General features: G+C 64.8%; 16 protein-coding genes. 6 read left to right on the top strand and 10 right to left on the bottom strand.

All coding sequences use genetic code 11. The features are described 5' to 3' along the window. The first annotated feature begins 73 nt into the window (after window positions 1–73). Window positions 74–604: a hypothetical protein gene (locus tag ACQPXH_RS32955; RefSeq protein WP_433600283.1), complete on the top strand. Its 531-nt coding sequence runs from the start codon at window positions 74–76 to the stop codon at window positions 602–604. Here ACQPXH_RS32955 and ACQPXH_RS32950 read toward each other — a convergent pair. Together ACQPXH_RS32950 and ACQPXH_RS32945 are read right to left on the bottom strand one after the other, a co-directional pair. Further along, a complete protein-coding gene (locus ACQPXH_RS32950) occupies window positions 594–1,946 on the bottom strand; it encodes an MFS transporter (RefSeq protein WP_433600282.1) in 1,353 nt (450 codons plus the stop codon). The genes ACQPXH_RS32955 and ACQPXH_RS32950 overlap by 11 nt on opposite strands. A gap of 272 nt (window positions 1,947–2,218) precedes the next feature. After that, entirely contained in the window at window positions 2,219–2,680 is a 462-nt protein-coding gene (locus ACQPXH_RS32945) for an NUDIX domain-containing protein (RefSeq protein WP_433600281.1), read from the bottom strand. A 294-nt stretch (window positions 2,681–2,974) separates the two neighbouring features. Between ACQPXH_RS32945 and ACQPXH_RS32940 the strand changes: the two genes are divergently transcribed. Next, on the top strand, window positions 2,975–3,757 hold the full coding sequence (locus tag ACQPXH_RS32940; protein WP_433600280.1) for a pirin family protein: 783 nt from the start codon (window positions 2,975–2,977) through the stop codon (window positions 3,755–3,757). A gap of 78 nt (window positions 3,758–3,835) precedes the next feature. Beyond that, window positions 3,836–4,309 (top strand): DUF4190 domain-containing protein, encoded by a 474-nt coding sequence (locus ACQPXH_RS32935; RefSeq protein WP_433600279.1) that lies wholly within the window; start codon window positions 3,836–3,838, stop codon window positions 4,307–4,309. Here ACQPXH_RS32935 and ACQPXH_RS32930 read toward each other — a convergent pair. Continuing rightward, entirely contained in the window at window positions 4,287–4,829 is a 543-nt protein-coding gene (locus ACQPXH_RS32930; protein ID WP_433600278.1) for a hypothetical protein, read from the bottom strand. The genes ACQPXH_RS32935 and ACQPXH_RS32930 overlap by 23 nt on opposite strands. A 131-nt stretch (window positions 4,830–4,960) precedes the next feature. Here ACQPXH_RS32930 and ACQPXH_RS32925 point away from each other — a divergent pair, with 131 nt between their 5' ends. From ACQPXH_RS32925 to ACQPXH_RS32915, 3 genes are all read left to right on the top strand, one after another. Then, window positions 4,961–5,812 (top strand): Scr1 family TA system antitoxin-like transcriptional regulator, encoded by an 852-nt coding sequence (locus ACQPXH_RS32925; protein ID WP_433600277.1) that lies wholly within the window; start codon window positions 4,961–4,963, stop codon window positions 5,810–5,812. A 10-nt stretch (window positions 5,813–5,822) separates the two neighbouring features. Continuing rightward, the gene (locus ACQPXH_RS32920) at window positions 5,823–6,200 is read left to right on the top strand and encodes a DUF397 domain-containing protein (RefSeq protein WP_040697841.1); all 378 of its coding nucleotides are present in this window, start codon (window positions 5,823–5,825) and stop codon (window positions 6,198–6,200) included. Window positions 6,201–6,279: 79 nt separating this feature from the next. Further along, window positions 6,280–8,298: a M13 family metallopeptidase gene (locus ACQPXH_RS32915; protein WP_433600276.1), complete on the top strand. Its 2,019-nt coding sequence runs from the start codon at window positions 6,280–6,282 to the stop codon at window positions 8,296–8,298. Window positions 8,299–8,329: 31 nt separating this feature from the next. Here ACQPXH_RS32915 and ACQPXH_RS32910 read toward each other — a convergent pair whose 3' ends face one another. The 7 genes from ACQPXH_RS32910 to ACQPXH_RS32880 all read right to left on the bottom strand — a co-directional run bounded on the left by ACQPXH_RS32910 (window position 8,330) and on the right by ACQPXH_RS32880 (window position 16,944). Beyond that, on the bottom strand, window positions 8,330–9,409 hold the full coding sequence (locus ACQPXH_RS32910) for an ABC transporter ATP-binding protein (protein WP_433600275.1): 1,080 nt from the start codon (window positions 9,407–9,409) through the stop codon (window positions 8,330–8,332). A 26-nt stretch (window positions 9,410–9,435) separates the two neighbouring features. Beyond that, window positions 9,436–10,764, bottom strand: coding sequence for an ABC transporter substrate-binding protein (locus ACQPXH_RS32905; RefSeq protein ID WP_433600274.1), 1,329 nt, complete (start codon window positions 10,762–10,764; stop codon window positions 9,436–9,438). A 17-nt stretch (window positions 10,765–10,781) separates the two neighbouring features. After that, window positions 10,782–11,573 (bottom strand): carbohydrate ABC transporter permease, encoded by a 792-nt coding sequence (locus ACQPXH_RS32900; protein ID WP_433603673.1) that lies wholly within the window; start codon window positions 11,571–11,573, stop codon window positions 10,782–10,784. 222 nt (window positions 11,574–11,795) lie between these two features. Then, window positions 11,796–12,725 carry a carbohydrate ABC transporter permease gene (locus ACQPXH_RS32895; protein ID WP_433600273.1) on the bottom strand — a complete coding sequence of 310 codons (930 nt, stop codon included), beginning with the start codon at window positions 12,723–12,725 and terminating at the stop codon, window positions 11,796–11,798. Window positions 12,726–12,977: 252 nt separating this feature from the next. After that, a complete protein-coding gene (locus tag ACQPXH_RS32890) occupies window positions 12,978–13,883 on the bottom strand; it encodes a L,D-transpeptidase (RefSeq protein WP_433600272.1) in 906 nt (301 codons plus the stop codon). A gap of 384 nt (window positions 13,884–14,267) precedes the next feature. Further along, on the bottom strand, window positions 14,268–15,659 hold the full coding sequence (locus tag ACQPXH_RS32885; protein WP_433600271.1) for a cytochrome P450: 1,392 nt from the start codon (window positions 15,657–15,659) through the stop codon (window positions 14,268–14,270). 16 nt (window positions 15,660–15,675) lie between these two features. Then, window positions 15,676–16,944 (bottom strand): serine hydrolase domain-containing protein, encoded by a 1,269-nt coding sequence (locus ACQPXH_RS32880; RefSeq protein WP_433600270.1) that lies wholly within the window; start codon window positions 16,942–16,944, stop codon window positions 15,676–15,678. Window positions 16,945–16,948 lie beyond the last annotated feature (4 nt).

The raw sequence follows: 16,948 nt of genomic DNA, 5'->3' as shown, positions 1-16,948 counted from the left end.
TGTTGACTCCCTGTCGATTCGGGTCGATGGGAGATCAACTTACCCGACCGCATCGCGCGAAGGGTGGAACCGGATGGGGCGCAGTCGCGTCCAACCAGATATGGACGAGATCGAGTACGTGTTCGGAACCGGTGACGGCACGGTGCACGTCTGGACCAGTCAGACGGAGCTGGATCTATCCGGGTCGGGCATCGGCGATGCGGTGGGACTCGACTTCGACGGCGACGGCCTGGTCGACGATGTGCTGTGGGATTCGCACGGCACCGGCATTGCCGATGTGGCCGGGCTGGATCTCGACGACGACGGCGTACTCGACCATTTCTTCACCGATCCGACCGGCAACGGAACCTGGAATCACCAGATCACCGGCAGCCCGGCCGATGCGGACAGCGAACACCTGGCCTGGATAGAGCGCACCGAGCCCGAGCCGGATCATCTCGCCGTCGATCAATTCGGCGCGGCCTTGTCGAATCACGATGAGCCGACGCGGGATTCGCGCTGGTTCGATCCGAAAGCCCCGATCGAACCTGTCGCCGCGCTTCGGGATCACCGGACCTGGTCGGGTGATGAATCCACTTATCCGACAATGCCGTTCAGCGAGTAATCGGCACTCGCCGACTGTTGACGGCAATGGTGACTATTCCGGCGCAATAGATTCCGGCGCCGACCAGCACCACGCCGATCGAGCGCCCATCCGCCGGTATCAGCGATGCGGTGAGCGCGATCGCCAGCACGAACGCGATATTGAATACGGTGTCCTGCAATGCGAATACCTGACCGCGCCTGGTGTCATCAATATCGATCTGCATGGTCGCGTCGCCGGTCAGTTTGATGGTCTGCCCCGCGAGTCCGAACAGGAACGCGGCGACCAGCAACAATTGATGCGCCCGATGCGCCGCGGTCCCCGACGTCGCGATCGCGGTCGGGGTGACCAGCGCCAACTGCACCACGGTCGCGGTCAACAGCCCGAGGACCACGGTGCGCGAGCGGCCGAGCCGCGGAATCAATACCGGCGCGACGACGGCCGCCACCAACATCCCGGCGGCAGTACAGCCGATGGCGAGCCCGAACCGGGTCAGTCCGGTATTCACGCCGCCGCCGTCGACGGGTGCCTGCCGCAGCACCAGCACCATGATCAGCGTATTGGTGCCGAATACGATCCGATGCGTGCCGATGCCGATCATCGCGGTGGTGACCTGAACCGCTCCCCAGACCGCGGCCGCACCGTGACGCAGACCGGTCGCGATTGCTCGCACCGCACTGTCGCGCGTCGCGGTCCCCGGCTCCGGACCGAGCACCCCGGCCCCGAATCCGGCCGCGAATACCGCACCGCAGACCGACCACACGGCACTGATCGCCACCGCGACCGCCGACGCGAAATCACCCGCGCCGATCCACCCGATGATCGCGACCGCCGCCGCGGCGCCGACACCGGCACATCCGGACGCCACCGTGGCCAGCACCGAATTCGCGGGCACCAGCCAGTGTTGATCGAGCACTCGGGGCAACGCGGCCGACACGCCCGAGAGCACGAACCTGCTGACCCCGACCACGGCGAGCGCGAGCAACAGCAACGGTGTCTCGCTACTGCCCGCCAACAGCCCGACGCTCACCGCACCGATCAGCACCGCCCGCAGCACATTGGCGACCAGCAGCACCGCCCGCCGATCCCAGCGGTCCAGCAGCGCACCGGCATACGGCCCGATCAGCGAGTACGGCAGCAGCAATACCGCGAACGCGGCGGCGATGGCGAGCGGATCGGTCTCCCGTTCCGGGTTGAACAGAATGGCGCCGGACAGCGCCGCCTGGAACATGCCGTCACCGAACTGACCGGTAAAGCGGATCAGCGCCAAACGCAATACGCCGGGACTCTCGCGCAGCGCCGTCTGTAGCGAAACCGGCCGCGCGTCCGCGGGAGTGTTGCCGTCGGGGCGACCAGTAGACACGCCCAGAGGCTACTGTGTTCGATTTGCCACGCCTGCGGCGCGGCGTGTGTTCGCGGCCCCCTTCTGTCTCGTGTCCGACCCTTTCGAGCGACCTGCGAGCGGTCGCTAGCGGCGCCGTCGAGACTCGCCAGCGGTGCACGCGCTTCGACGACTCGGACACGAGACGGGCCGCGAACGGTCGCTCGTAAGACAGAGAGTATGTGTACGAGCCCCGCGTCCTGACTCTTCGTAAGACCGCTCCGTGGCGGGCAGCAATGTGGGCCCGGGACGGATCAAACGCAGTCCACCAGTGTGGAGATTGTTTCGCGCATATCAGGTGCCATCGGCAGATCGGCGAGCGCGGCGGCATCGATCCAGGCGAAGGCGTCGTGTTCGCCCGGGGCCAGCGCGACCTCGCCTGGCTCTACCTCGACGATGAAGCTGTACTTGCGCACTCGGGGCTTGGTCCTGGTGGCGTAGTCGAAGTCGCCGAGGAACTCGGTGATAGCACGCACCCGCAGCCCGGTCTCCTCGAACAGTTCCCGCACCACGCATTCGGCCAGGGTCTCCCCGGATTCGACTCCGCCACCGGGCAGTTCGTACATGCCGCCGTGGTAATCGTCGGGTACGCGGCGCACTACCAGGAGTTTGCTATCGCGGAATACCGCGACGCCGACGACGAAATCGCTGATCCCGTCGCGCTCTGCCGCATCGCGGAGTCGCTGCTCGATGCGGGCGAGCACCTCGGTTCGCATCCGTTCGTCACCTCCGATTCCGTTGTGGCACATGATGTTACGAGTCCACCGTGCGCGCGTACCGTCCCCCGTCGGGTGCCGGCGGGCCGTGCCGACCGCCGACTCGACTAACCGGTCGGTACTGCTCGCCTGCCGTTGACCGCAGCCGTGCGTACTCCCGCGCACGTCACTCACGAAGATCAGCTCGCGTAAAATGCCGAGTGCAGGACAATTTACTAGGAATTCGGAGTACCACGTCGTAGGTGCTCCTACCCTGAAAGGTGATCGGTGCACGGTCCCGAGAGGAGGACCACGATGTCCACACTCACGACACCACACATCGATGTCCATCGCGGCGGCGATCGCATGAAAACGCGCGTGTCCTGGCTGGATTCGAAGCACTCGTTCTCCTTCGGTGAGCACTACGATCCCGACAACACCCATCACGGGCTGCTGCTCGTCAATAACGAGGATATTGTTTCCCCTGGTCAAGGCTTCGAAACCCATCCGCACCGGGATATGGAGATCGTGACCTGGGTGCTCGGCGGCTCGCTGGTGCACCAGGATTCGCTAGGGCACAGCGGCGTCATCTATCCCGGTCTGGCGCAGCGGATGAGCGCGGGCACCGGCATTCTGCATTCGGAGAAGAACGACTCCTGGCGTCTGGACCACGGCTCCGAACACGACCAGCCGGTCCATTTCGTGCAGATGTGGGTGGTGCCGGACGAACCGGGCTCGGAGCCCGGATATCAGCAGCTCGAGATCGACGACGAATTGGCCCGCGGCGGCCTGGTGACCGTGGCCTCCGGCTTGCCGCGCTATCGCGATCGGACCGCGATCGCCATCGCCAGCAGCCATTCGGCGCTGCATGTGGCGCGGTTGGCGGACAGCGGGGAAACCGAGCAGGCGATCGACCTACCCGACGCCCCGTACCTGCATCTGTTCGTCGCAAGGGGCGAGGTGGAGATGGAGGGCGTGGGTCCGTTGTACGCGAGTGACGCCGTGCGCCTGACCAGATCGGGTGGGCAGCGGGTGACCGCTCACGGGCCTGCGGAGATCCTGGTCTGGGAGATGCACGCGCGGCTCGGCTCGGAATAACCCCCTCGGCATAAACATCCCGGAGAGTGCGATCAGAAGGCGACTGCAGCGCAGGCGCACCGGCTGAGAGGAAGTCCCATGGCGCAATATCCGCCGCCCGGTCAATATCCGCCACCGGGTCAGTACCCACCGCCGCCGGGGCAGCCGAACTATTGGCAGGAATCTCCCAAGCGCAAGGGCCTGGCGATCACCACACTGGTGCTCGGCATCCTCGGCTTCCTGAGCTGCTGGACGCTGATCGGCGGTTATCTGTTCGGCTTCTTCGCGCTGATCTTCGGCATCATCGCGCTGGTCAAGATTCGTTCCGGCAGCGCGGGCGGCACGGGCATGGCGGTCACCGGCTTGATCCTGGGTGTGCTCGCGCTGGTCGCCGCGGTCGTGCTCAGCATCGTCGGCTGGAGCTTCTTCGTCGACTCCGGCGGCAAGGATTATCTGGACTGTATGCAGAAGGCGGGCAACGATCAGACCAAACAAAACGAGTGCCGGGACAAGTGGGAGCACAGCATCGAGCAGAGCTTCAGCGTGACGCTCACTCCACGCCCGACCCCTTGACAACACCCTTGACGACCGACCGGCCGCCACTGTTCGCGCACGTCCGGGTGGCGGCGATGACATCTGCGAGTTCGGGGCGGTAGTCGCCCTCGGGCGGTGCGATCCAGATCCGGTAGCCGCTGATCTCATCGGTCGGTGAGGGCAGCACGATCCGGCTGCCCGGCAGCGCCACCGAAGCGCAGACCCGGAACAGCTCCGGGAACAGCGTCATATCCAGGTACGAGTTGTCGGTCGGACCGGTCAGGAAGGACCAACGGCTGGAGCGCGGATGCGCGATGATCGGACCGGTCCGCCCGTAGTTGGCCAGGAGGTAGGCGCGTACCCGCGTGCCGAGTACGGCTGGCATGACGACCGCGCCGACCGCGCCGACTTCCAACAGAATTCGCCCGAGTCCCGGATCGACCACCCCGTAGAGACCGTTGTCCTTGCGATAGCGGCGACATCGCGCCAAGGCGTCCTGGGTAGCCGCGAAATTCTGGGCCGCCAGGTAGCCACCCGATTCCATTCGCGACGTACTCATGACGAACCTCGCCTCGACTCTGAGTGGATCGACGTAAAACCAAAGTTGCCGCTGAAATCGACACTAGACCCGCACAAGTTCCTTGACAATAGTCACACGCCGAGTAAATTTCCGGCGTACCATCTCGAGCCATGGCGCCTGTTTCCCCGACCGTTGCTCGTTGGGAGCTGGTGCTCCGCCTGCGCGAATTGCGCGAACAGCGCGGCTTCGATTCGGCCACCTTCGCGAAACGGGTCGGCTTCACCCCGGCCAATTGGTCGCACGTCGAGAAGGGGCGACGGGTGCTCACCACGAACACCATCGGCCCGGTGCTCGAACTGCTCGAGGTGGATGCCGAGGAACGCGGGGAGTTGCTCACGCTGCTCGAGGCGAGTAAGCAGCGTGGCTGGTGGGCCAAATCGTCGGCTCTGATCGGGCCGGAACTGCAGCGGCTGTACGGCATGGAGTTCGGCGCGCAGAGCATTCGCAGCTATGACAGCTTGGTTTTCCCCGGTCTGCTGCAATCCGAGGACTACGCGCGGGCGCTCATCAGTGCCGATGTGATGATCCGGCCGGTTCAGGTCGAGCAACTGGTAGCCATTCGGATGCGGCGGCAGGAGCGGTTGCGCGGCAAAGGACGGGTGGAACTGACCGCGGTCATCGGCGAGGGCACCCTGCTGCAGCAGACCGGTGGGCCGGAGGTGCTGCGCGGACAGTTGGAATATCTGGCGAAGACGCTCGAGCAGCTCGACAATATCGAGGTGCGTGTCATACCGTTCGCGGCGCGGGCGGGCGCGGTGCTCGGCGGGTCCAGTTTCCATCTGATCGACTTCGCTGGTGAACAGCTGCCAACCTTCGCGTGGGCCGAGAGCGCGGTCTTCGGTGGTGCGGTCGACGATCCGGAACAGGTGCGCGATTTGAGCTTCGCTTACGTTCGCGCACTGGAACAATCGTTGAATCGTGCAGCATCATTGGCCCTGATCAGCAGGTATGCACGAGTGTAAAATCCTGCCCATGGCCACCACCGCTACCCTCCGGTCGGTTTTTACCGACTGGTTCACGTCGAGTCGATCGAACAACGGCAATCAATGCGTCGAAGTCCGGTTCGATGGTGACGCGGTGCTCATCCGTGACAGCAAATACCGCCGCAACCCGGCCAACCGCCCCGCTGAAGAGCCCATCATCACCGTCACCGCGAGCCTCTGGACCTCGTTCATCAACCTTCTCAACAGCGGCCGATCGCATAACGAGCTGATCGCACAAACTTGCGCCGATGGCAGCGCTACCCTGCGCCACGGCGATATCACTCTCTCCTACACGCCCGAAGAGTGGGATGCGTTCATCGCCGGCGCACGCGACGGCGAATTCGATCGCATCATCCTGCCCGCCTGACCGCTTACCCCGGCCGTGACGCGGCCGGGGCCAACCTCGGCGACGGCAGCCTCCGCCCCATCTCTGCATACTGGACATCGTGACTTCCGATCTGAGCAGTCCCTCCGGTATCGATCTCTCCCACCTCGACCACGCCGTGCGCGTTCAGGACGATCTGTTCGCCCATGTCAACGGCGGGTGGCTGGATACCTATGAGATACCGGCGGATCGTGCGGTCGACGGCGCCTTCCGGACGCTGTACGACCAGGCGGAGCTCGATGTGCAGACGATCATCCGGCAGGCCGCCGACTCGGCGCCGCCACACGGCAGTGACGCGCGCAAGATCGGCGATCTCTACTCGAGCTTCATGGACACCGATACGGTGGCCTCGCTCGGGCTGGCGCCCATCGCGGGGGAACTCACCGAGATCCACGAGGTCGCCGATCGCAGTGCCTTCGCCGCGCTACTGGGTCGTCTGCAGCGCACGGGCGTCGGGGGCGCGCTCGGTTTCTATGTCGATACCGACGACAAGAACTCCAACCGGTATCTGGTGCACGCCACCCAGTCCGGGATCGGGCTGCCCGACGAGTCCTACTATCGGCAGGACGAATTCGCCGAGATCCGGGACCGATATGTCGAGCACATCGGCCGGATGTTCGCATTGGCCGCCGCCGAACCGCAGATCGCCGCGCTGCTGCCCGCCGACCTGGCGACGGTCGGACAGCGGATCATCGAATTGGAGCGCAAACTCGCGGCCGGGCACTGGGATGTGGTGCGCCGCCGCGACGCCGAGCTGAGCTACAACCTCACCACCTACGACGCGCTGGTCGCCGAGCATCCGGAATTCGATTGGCACGCCTGGACCGCCGCGCTCGCCGAGGGGATCTCGAAGTCGGGCCCCGAACTGTTCGCCGAAGTGGTTGTGCGCCAGCCGGATTACGTGCGCACCTTCGCCCAGACCTGGGCGGCCGAACCGCTCGCCGACTGGCAGGCGTGGGCGATCTGGCGGCTGTTGCGTTCGCGGGCGGCCAATCTCACCGATGCGATCGTGGAGGAGAACTTCGACTTCTACGGTCGCACCCTGACCGGCGCGCAGGAGAACCGGGAACGCTGGAAGCGCGGTGTTTCGCTGGTGCAGGATCTGCTCGGTGAGGCGGTCGGCAAACTGTATGTCGGCGAACATTTTCCGCCGGAGGCCAAGGCGCGGATGGTCGAGCTGGTCGCCAACCTGCAGGAGGCCTACCGCCGCAATATCGCCGAGCTGGACTGGATGGGGCCGGATACCAGGGCGGCCGCGCTGGCCAAACTGGAGAAGTTCACCCCCAAGATCGGCTATCCGGACAAGTGGCGCGACTACTCCGCCATCGTCATCGTCCCGTCCGATCTGGTCGGCAACTACCGTCGCGGCTATGCCGCCGAACACGATCGCGATCTGAACAAGCTCGGCGGTCCGGTCGATCGCGGCGAATGGTTCATGACCCCGCAGACGGTCAATGCCTACTACAACCCGGGCATGAACGAAATCGTCTTCCCCGCGGCCATTCTGCAACCGCCGTTCTTCGATATGCACGCCGACGACGCCGCCAACTACGGCGGCATCGGTGCGGTGATCGGCCATGAGATCGGCCACGGCTTCGACGATCAGGGCGCCAAGTACGACGGCGACGGCAATATGATCGACTGGTGGACCGATGCCGATCGCACCGAATTCGGTAAGCGCACAAGGGCTTTGGTCGAGCAGTACAACGTGCTCTCACCCAAGGCGCTGGCCGACGACCACACCGTCAACGGCGAATTCACCATCGGCGAGAACATCGGTGACCTGGGTGGGCTGTCCATTGCCCTGGCCGCCTACCGGATTTCGCTCGAAGGCGAGGAGCCGCCGGTCATCGACGGTCTGAGCGGTCTGCAGCGCGTCTTCTACGGTTGGGCGCAGGTGTGGCGGACCAAGGCCCGCAATGAGGAGGCCATCCGGCGCCTGGCCACCGACCCGCACTCGCCGCCGGAGTTCCGTTGCAATGCGGTGGTTCGCAATATCGACAGCTTCCACGAGGCTTTCGATGTGCGGCCTGGCGACGAGCTGTACCTGGAACCCGCGCAGCGCGTCAAGATCTGGTGAGCACGCGGCGAGCCGAGGACGCGGGGCGCGCTCAGCGCAGGCGTTCCTCGGTTTCGCCGTCGAAGAAGAAGATCTCGTCGAGTTTCGGACGCAGGCGCAGGCGATCGCCGAGCGTCACTTGGAAGCGGCGGTCCACCCGTGCCACCACCTTGCCGGAGCGGCTGTTCCATTCCTCGGTGACGCCGTGGCTGTAGATGAAAGATTCGGCGCCGAGTTCCTCGAGCAGTTCGGCGGCCACGGCGAGGCTGTTATCGGTTTCGGTGGTGGTTTCCCAGGATTCCGGACGGATACCGACCATGACCCGCTTTCCGGTTGCGGTGCGGGGCAAGGGAATTCGCAGATCGCCAAGGACGGCGGCACCGTCGCGAACCGGAGCGTCGAGTAGATTCATGCCGGGTGAGCCGATGAACCCCGCGACGAAAGTATTGACCGGATCGTCGTAGAGCTCACGGGGTTTGGCGATCTGCTGGAGTTTCCCTTCACGCAGCACCGCGACGCGATCGCCCATGGTCATGGCCTCGACCTGGTCGTGGGTGACGTAGACGGTGGTCGTGCCGAGACGCTTCTGCAGCGCGGCGATCTGCGAGCGGGTGCTCACCCGCAGTTTCGCATCCAGGTTGGACAGCGGTTCGTCCATGCAGAAGACCTGGGGTCGGCGCACGATGGCGCGCCCCATCGCGACGCGCTGGCGTTGTCCGCCGGAAAGTTTCGCCGGTTTGCGGTCGAGCAGATGCTGGAGTTCGAGCATTTCGGCCGCCTCCTGCACCCGAATCGCGGTGTCCGCCTTGTTCATTCCGGCATTGCGCAGGGCGAAGCCCATATTCTGCGCGACCGTCATGTTCGGATAGAGCGCGTAGCTCTGGAATACCATCGCCACATCGCGGGTGCGCGGCGGCAGTGCGGTGACGTCCTTACCGCCGATCAGGATGCGACCCGCCGCGACGGATTCCAATCCGGCCAGCATTCGCAGACTGGTCGATTTGCCGCAACCTGATGGGCCGACGAGGACGATGAATTCCCCGTCGGCGATATCGAGCTCCAGGTTGTCGACGGCGGGGGCCTGCGCACCGGGATACAGATGCGTCACCCCGTCGAAGTGCACTGTTGCCACGGCGTCGATCTCCCTCTTCGTCGGTACTACTTGGGCAGCTTCGGCGTGATCTGCCGGTCGACAATGGTCTGCAGCTGACTGGCGACATTCGCGAAAGCCGTTGCCGGATCGGCATTCTGCAGACCGATCTGCTCCAGTCCGGTGCCGATGATCTGGTCACCGCCCGGCACGAAGACGCGCGCGTAATCCTGCGATTTGGTGACCGCGAGCTGCTCGATGGCGACCTTCGCATTCGGATTCTTCGCCAGGAAGTCGACCTCGCTCGGATCGGTCACCGCGGACTTGCGCACCGGCATATATCCGGTGCCCTGCGAGAAGTAAGCGGTATTCGCGGCATTGGTGATGAACTCGATGAACTTCAGCGCGTTCACCTTCCGCTGATCCGAGATCCGCGACGGTATCGCCAGCCCGGCACCGCCGGTGGTGACGCCGGGGCCGTTGGGATGCGGCAGGAATGCGGTGCCGAATTGCAGTTTGCCCTCGGCATTCTTCTGGATGCCCCGCAGATCGCCGGTGGAGGCGATGGTGGAGGCGATGACGCCGGTGCCGAAGTCGACGGCGATCTGCGGTTTGATGCCGGCGTACTTCTTGGTGTGGATCATATCGCGCAGGAATTGCCCCGCCGCAATGGTTTTGGGGTCGGTGAACTTCAGCGTCCACTGGTCGGAGTAGGCGCCGCCGAAGGTCCAGTTCGGGCCCTGGAAGGTCCAGGCCAGGTAGTTCTTGGCGTCACCCCAGCCGTGCGCGAGCTTGCCGTCGCCGACCACCGACTGGATCTTCGGACCCCACTCGTCGAACTCCGGCCAGCTCTGCGGGCCGCGGTCGGGCAGACCGGCCTTCGCCCATACGTCCTTGTTGTAGTAGAACAGCGGCGTCGAGCGCGCGTAAGGCAATGCGTAGTGCTTGCCGTTGAAGACGTAGTCGGCGGCCAGCGAATCGACGTAGTCGTCGAGCTTGACCCCGGCGTCGGCGAAGTGTGAATCGAGCGGTTCGATGGTGCCGTTGAGCGCGTAGTTGAACCACCAGACATCCGACAGCACAACGACATCGGGCAGCTCACCGCCGGACAGCGCCGCATTGAACTTCTGCGACACCTCCTCGTAGTTCTTACCCGCGTCGACCAGATCGACCTTCAGATCCGGATACTTCGCCTGGAACCGGTTGATCAGCTCGGCCTCGAGTTCTTTCGAGGTGCCAGGGTGATTCGACCAGAAGGTGATGGTGTTGGCGTCACCGGACTGCTTGCCGCCACCGCCGCTGCCCGCGCATGCGGTCAGTGCGGTACCCGCCGCAAGCGCACCGGCCAGGCCGATGAATCCGCGCCGCGACAGTGCCGGGAATTGTGAAGTGGACACTGGTTTCTCCTAATCGGTCAACCCTTGACCGCACCCGAGGTGAGGCCCTTGATCATGTGGCGCTGCAGCAGCAGGAAGACGACGAGGATCGGCAGCATGGTCAGCAGCGTCCCCGCCATCACCGGTCCCCAGTTGGTGACGCTCGGATTCTCGGTGTTCTGCAGCAGGGTCAGCCCGACCGGCAGTGTGGCGACCCTGGTGTCGTCGGCCATCAGGAACGGCCAGAGGTATTCGTTCCACTCGTTGACCAGCGTGACCACCGCGAAGGCCACCATGGTCGGTCCGGACATCGGCAGCACCACCCGGGTGAGCAGGCGCCACCAGTTGGCGCCGTCCATCCGGGCCGCCTCGATGACCTCCGAGGGCAGTGAGAGGAAGTGATTGCGCATCAGGAAGGTGCCGAAGGCCACCCCGCAGAGCGGAATGATGATGCCCTGGAAGGTATTTCGCCAACCCAACTGGGCGATCAGCGCGTAGTTGGAGATCACCGTGATCTGGTTGGGCACCATCAGCGCCGCGATGATCACCAGGAACACCAGCGTCTTGCCCGGAAACCGCAAGAACACCAGGCCGTACGCACTGAACACGCCGAGCACGAATTTCACCAGCGCGATGATCCCGGTGATGATCAGCGAATTGCGCAGGAACGTCCAGAACGGCAGCGTCGTGGTGGCGTCCTCGTAGTTCGCCGGATGCCAACTGTGCGGCCAGTACACCGCGGGCTGGGTGTAGATATCCGGACGTGCCTTGAACGAGGTTATAAAGATCCAGAACAGTGGAACGCCGACAATGATCAGCACACACACCATCGCGGCGTATCCGAGCACCGTCACCGCCCGTTGTCTGCGGCGATACGAAAGAGTCTCCACGCTGTTTCCATAGCGGCCTGCGCGGGTCGCTGTGTCCGATTCGCGGCGTTCCCGGTGCCCTTCGTGGTTACGCTCCGCTACCGCCTGCGGGCCCGTCGCTCGCGCCGCTACGTGGTTACGCATGCTGCCTCCTCCGCGCCCGTCGCGCCGGCCACGCGTGTTTCACTGCTCGCCCCGATCCATGATGCGTACCTGGACCAGCGTGACGACCAGCAGCACGAGGAACATGATGGTGGCGACCGTCGCGCCGTAGCCGGCCCGGAAGTTGCGGAAGGACTCTTCGTAGACCTGGTAGACCATGGTCGTGGTGCCGGTGCCGAGCGGCCCGCCGCGTGTCATCACATTGATGATGTCGAAGACCTGCAGCGAGTTCAGCAGCACCGTGATGGACAGGAAGAACGTGGTCGGGCGCAGTTGCGGCAGTAGCACTTTGGTGAAGGTGGTCCAGCGGCTCGCACCGTCCATCTCGGCCGCCTCCATGAGATCGGCGCGGGTGCCCTGCAGCGCGGCCAGGTAGATGACGAAGGTGTAGCCGAGGTTCTTCCAGATATAGGTGACCGTCACCATGAACAGCGCCCAGTGCGGGTCCTGGTAGAAGTCCGGCACCTTGTCGACGCCGATGCGGTGCAGCACATCCTGGATCAGCCCGAAGCTGGGATCGAAGATGAACTGGAAGGCGACGCCGATGGCCGCGCCGGAGATGACGAACGGCGCGAAGATGGCCGAACGAACCACATTGCGCCCGAACAGCTTACGGTCCAGCAGCAGGGCCAGCGCCAGGCCGAGCACCATGCTGCCGACCACCGCGGCCAGGGTGAACACCACCGTATTGGTGACGATCTGCCAGGAGTCGTCGCGGCCCCACCACTCCCGGTAGTTCGCGAACCCGATGTAGGTCACGAAGTTGTCGGAGATATTGAAGTCGGTGAACGAGAGCCGGATATTGTCGGCCAGCGGACGGTAGACGAACAGCGTCAGCAGCACCAGATTGGGCCCGAGCAACATCAGGAACAGCGCATAGTCCTGCCACGGCCGATTGCGCAGGCCACGCCCGCGCGGTTGCGGCAGTACTCGTTCCGGCCTGGATCGCACGGCCGAAGCTTTACGGCGAGTAGCAAACGATTGGTTAACGCTGAACGCCGCTACGCTGAACTTCTTGCTGGGTGTACCCGACGAGTTACCCATGTTCTCCCGCAATCAGTTGTAGCGTTGCGCCACTCGGGAGATTAACTGGCAACTGGTCCGTCGTTCGGGAATTCCCGAACACCATCAGTTGAACAAAAAGAACTCGGCCCAGGCGATCGCGCCTGAGCCGAGCTGAGTTCGGACGTCGGGTCAGCTATTTCAGTCGTTCCAGTCGCCGTAGCCGTCGCGAGCGTTCAGGGTGCCGCCCTGGGTGTTCTGGACGATGACCGGGTCGCCCTTCTTGGCGTTCTCGAAGAACCACTTGGCGTTCTCGGTGCTGACGTTCAGGCAGCCGTGGCTGGCATTCGAAACACCTTGCTGCGCAACCGACCACGGGGCCGCGTGCACGAAGATGCCGCTGTTGGAGATCCGAGTGGCGTATTCGACCTCGACCTTGTAGCCCTCGGGATCGGTGGTCGGCACACCGTAGGTGGACGAATCCATGGTCATCTTGCGCAGCTGCTCGCCGACGAAGTAGGTGCCGTTCGGGGTCTCGTGCTTGGTCTTACCCATCGAGGTCGGCATCGTCATGATCTCCTCGCCGTTGCGAGTGATCGTGATGGTGTGGGTTTCGTCGTCAGCGGTGGTGATGAAGGCGTCACCGATCCGGTATGCGGTGCGGGTGCCGCCCGCCTCGACGGTCACATCGGTATTGGCCGGCCAGAACTCGTTCGGCCGCCAGCGCACCTGCTTGTCGCCGAACCAGTAGAAGTGGCCCGGCGCCGGATTCGAGGAGGTGATCCTGATGGCCTGCTCGGCGGTGGCGTGATCGGTCACCGGATCCTTGAAGTTGATGATGATCGGCTGCGCGACGCCGACGGTCTCGCCGTCACCGGGGTTGATACTCGGCGGCGCGAAGTTCGCCGTGGCGCCCGGATCGGTGGCGGTCGAGTTTGCGGAGCCGGTGCCGACACCCGGCAATGCCGGATCGGCCTGAGCCGGCGCGACGGCGGTGATGCCGACCGCGGCGATCGCCGCCGACAATAGGATGCCCTGCCGGAGTCGGCGGGCTAGCGCTCCCCGACGAGGAGCAGTCGACGTCCCGGTGTGCAAAGCGGCATGCATAAGTTTCTCGTCCAATCCATTTCTCGCCTACGCCGTGGCGCGGCCAGATCTCTCATCGGTGTGGAGCTCGCAGGGCGGTTTCACGAAGACTCTTCGTGGATTCCGTGCGAACGACCACGGAAAAACGGCGTGGGGCACACGAAGCACCCCACGGGTATATGACGCACCCGACCCTGGCGTCCTTCCTACCGTCCATGGCCATTTGAGGCCAGTGGCGTTTCGGATTAATTCGTGCCCATAGCGCAGTGTGGTGAGCGCCACATATGCTGTCGGGGGTCGTGATCTTTGGTGAAATTTGCCGGTCAGGTCGATGCGGCTCGGTGGCTCACAGTGGCCGTCAAGTGGTTCTAGCCGCAAATGAGCCAAACTCCTTCGTGAGATAAATCACGAAATGACATCGAATGGGATCGACCGGCGCGGACCCGTCGCGATGTTGTGCGGCACCGACAGCGGCGTCGGCCCGCGCGCATATCGCGGTGGCAATCGCAGCCGCCGGCGACCGAGAATGGTCGCGAGCACGATTCGCAGTTCGTAGTCGGCCAGTGATGCCCCGACACACCGTCGATGTCCGCCGCCGAAGGGTGCGAACTCGTACGGCCGGTACTTGCGCTCGATGAACCGCTCCGGCCGGAAGAGCCGCGGATCCGTCCACACCGCGGGATCGGAATGCAGCAGCGGCAGCGCGATGCCCATGTTGTCACCCGCCGCGAGCTCGACACCGCGCAATGCGAACGGCGCGGTCAGTCTGCGCAGCACGATCGGCACCGTGGGATGCAGCCGCAGTGTCTCCTGGCACACCGCGTCCAGCAACGGCAGCCCGGCCAGCTCGAGCGGGCAGGCGTCGGGACCGGCCGCGTCCAGTTCGGCGCGCAGGCGCCGCAACGCCTCGGGTTCCCGATGCAGATGGAACAGCGCCCACACCAGACTGGTCGCGGTGGTCTCGTGTCCGGCGACGAGCAATGTGCGCAATTGTTCGCACAGATCGTCATCGGTGATCGAGGTGCCGTCGTCATAGCTGGTCGCGAGCAGGAGACCGAGAATGTCGGCGCCGACCGAGCCGACGGCCCGACGCCGCGCGATATCGGTCAGGATCAGCTTGTCGAGCCGCTCGCGCGCGGCCACGAACCGATCCCACGGCGCCCGGCCGAACAGCCCGTGGCGCAATGCGGGCACCAGCATCAGCGGTCCGGAGTAGGCGGTGAGGAATTCCGCGACCGCGGCGGTGTATTCGCCGCGGCGCGCGCGGCTGTCCACCCCGAATACCGCCTCCAGAATCACCCGCAAAGTGATAGCCCTGGCTGCCGCCCGCGAGTCGATGCGCGTGCCCGGTGTCCAGGCCGAACGGGATTCGCCTGTGCTGCCGGATATTTCGGCGATGGTCGACTCGCGGATGAGTTCGCCGTAGGCGCGGATCAGCGCACCGTGGAACGCGGGTGCGAGCAATGCCCGATCGCGCCGATGTCGTTCGCCCGCGGCCAGGATGAGCGACGCGGAGCCGACCAGGGGTTCGATCGGATTCGGTCGCGGCGGTTCGAGCAGATCGGTCGGCGCGCGGAAGAATTCGCGGGCGCCGGCGGCCGTGCTAGTGAACAGCGCCGCGCCGAGACCGGGAAACCGCACGTAGAACGGATCGCCCTCGCGTTCGCGTCGCCAACGGAAGTACCGCTCGAAATCGATGCCCGCCGCCAACGCGTGCGCAACCACCATTCTCGGTGCGCGCGGCGTCGAAGACGCGGCGTCCAGCGCCGTTTCCTCGGATGCGCCCGCCTGCTCCATATCTATGGCTACGAACTCACGCCGGTCCCGGTTCGACCGCACCCTTCGGGCGCCCCCTGCGCACCATATTCTCGGCGAGGGCGGCCAAGCGCGCGAGCCGGGCGTCCCCGAGCGCGGTCACCGCATTGCCGAGCCGATTGGTGACGAAGGCGATCGACATACCGAGTTCGGGATCGGCATAGGCGCCCGAACCGCCGAGTCCGTAGTGGCCGAAGGCTTTTCGCGGCTGCTGCTTGGACATCACGACCGGACGGTGATAGCCGAGGGTGAATTTCAGCGGCACCCCGAGCACATAGTCGCGGCTGTCGGCCCGCTGCGTCTCATTGATGATCGCGATCGTCTCCGGTCGCAGGAACTGCACCGCGTCGATGGCGTGACCACCGCGGTCCAGCGCCTCGACCCGCCCTCTATTCGCAAGGGCCCCATACATTCTGGCCAGTGCGCGCGCCGAGAAGACACCGTTCCAGCCCGGCATCACCGCATCGTGCACGCGCGGATCGCGGACGAGTTCGTCGAAGCTCTCCGGCATTCCCGCCTCGGCGAGTCCGCGCACCGGCCGCACCCAGGACAGCACCGATGACGCGGTATTCCAACGGATTCCGGGTGGATTCAGGTGCGGAAATATCTTGGCGATCCGATAGCGCTCGGATTCCGGTACCCGGAACCAGAATTCGTCATAGCCGAGTGGTTCCGCGATCTCGCGGCGCACCACATCGGTGAACTGATCACCGGTGACACGCTGCACGATCTCGGCCACCAGCCAGCCGAAGGTGATCGCGTGATAGCCCGATGTGCGGATGCGCCGCGGATCGGCGGGACTGTCGGCCAGCGCCGTCACCACGGCGTCGTAGTCGAGGATGCCCTCCCGGCCGGGCACCAGGCCGCGCACTCGGTGCAGTCCGGCGCGGTGCGAGAGCACATCGCGCACCGTAATGTCTTCCTTGCCGTGTGCGCCGAACTCCGGCCAGTAGGTGGCGACCGGGGCTTCGTATTCGATCTGCCCGCGTTCGGCCAGCCGGTGCACCACGGTCGCGGCGACGCCCTTGCCGGTGGAGAAGGCGAGCGCGACATTCTCGCCGTTCCAACGTCGATCCTTGGCCGCCCAGCCCGCCCAGATATCGACGACGGGTCGACCGTCGAGATAGATCGCGAGCGCAGCGCCGCCACGCGTCGGCTGGGCGAACATGCCGAAGAAATGATCCGCGAGGCGGACGAATCTCGGATCGACGAGCATCTCCAGTGGTGCGGCCGGCCATCGGTCCGGTGCGGGGAAGGCTGAAACCATGGGT

It is taken from the genome of Nocardia sp. CA-135953, assembly GCF_050955735.1.
In the GTDB taxonomy this organism is placed as follows: domain Bacteria; phylum Actinomycetota; class Actinomycetes; order Mycobacteriales; family Mycobacteriaceae; genus Nocardia.
The sequence above is the reverse complement of the archived record's forward strand: the minus strand, read 5'-3'. Positions and strand labels throughout refer to the sequence as shown.

Excerpts from the sequence above, each read along its gene's own strand:
- ACQPXH_RS32955 (WP_433600283.1), top strand. The coding sequence starts at position 74 with ATGGGGCGCAGTCGCGTCCAACCAGATATGGACGAGATCGAGTACGTG.
- ACQPXH_RS32945 (WP_433600281.1), bottom strand. The coding sequence starts at position 2,680 with ATGCGAACCGAGGTGCTCGCCCGCATCGAGCAGCGACTCCGCGATGCG.
- ACQPXH_RS32940 (WP_433600280.1), top strand. The coding sequence starts at position 2,975 with ATGTCCACACTCACGACACCACACATCGATGTCCATCGCGGCGGCGAT.
- ACQPXH_RS32935 (WP_433600279.1), top strand. The coding sequence starts at position 3,836 with ATGGCGCAATATCCGCCGCCCGGTCAATATCCGCCACCGGGTCAGTAC.
- ACQPXH_RS32930 (WP_433600278.1), bottom strand. The coding sequence starts at position 4,829 with ATGAGTACGTCGCGAATGGAATCGGGTGGCTACCTGGCGGCCCAGAAT.
- ACQPXH_RS32925 (WP_433600277.1), top strand. The coding sequence starts at position 4,961 with ATGGCGCCTGTTTCCCCGACCGTTGCTCGTTGGGAGCTGGTGCTCCGC.
- ACQPXH_RS32920 (WP_040697841.1), top strand. The coding sequence starts at position 5,823 with ATGGCCACCACCGCTACCCTCCGGTCGGTTTTTACCGACTGGTTCACG.
- ACQPXH_RS32900 (WP_433603673.1), bottom strand. The coding sequence starts at position 11,573 with ATGGTGTGTGTGCTGATCATTGTCGGCGTTCCACTGTTCTGGATCTTT.
- ACQPXH_RS32890 (WP_433600272.1), bottom strand. The coding sequence starts at position 13,883 with ATGCATGCCGCTTTGCACACCGGGACGTCGACTGCTCCTCGTCGGGGA.
- ACQPXH_RS32885 (WP_433600271.1), bottom strand. The coding sequence starts at position 15,659 with ATGGAGCAGGCGGGCGCATCCGAGGAAACGGCGCTGGACGCCGCGTCT.
- ACQPXH_RS32880 (WP_433600270.1), bottom strand. The coding sequence starts at position 16,944 with ATGGTTTCAGCCTTCCCCGCACCGGACCGATGGCCGGCCGCACCACTG.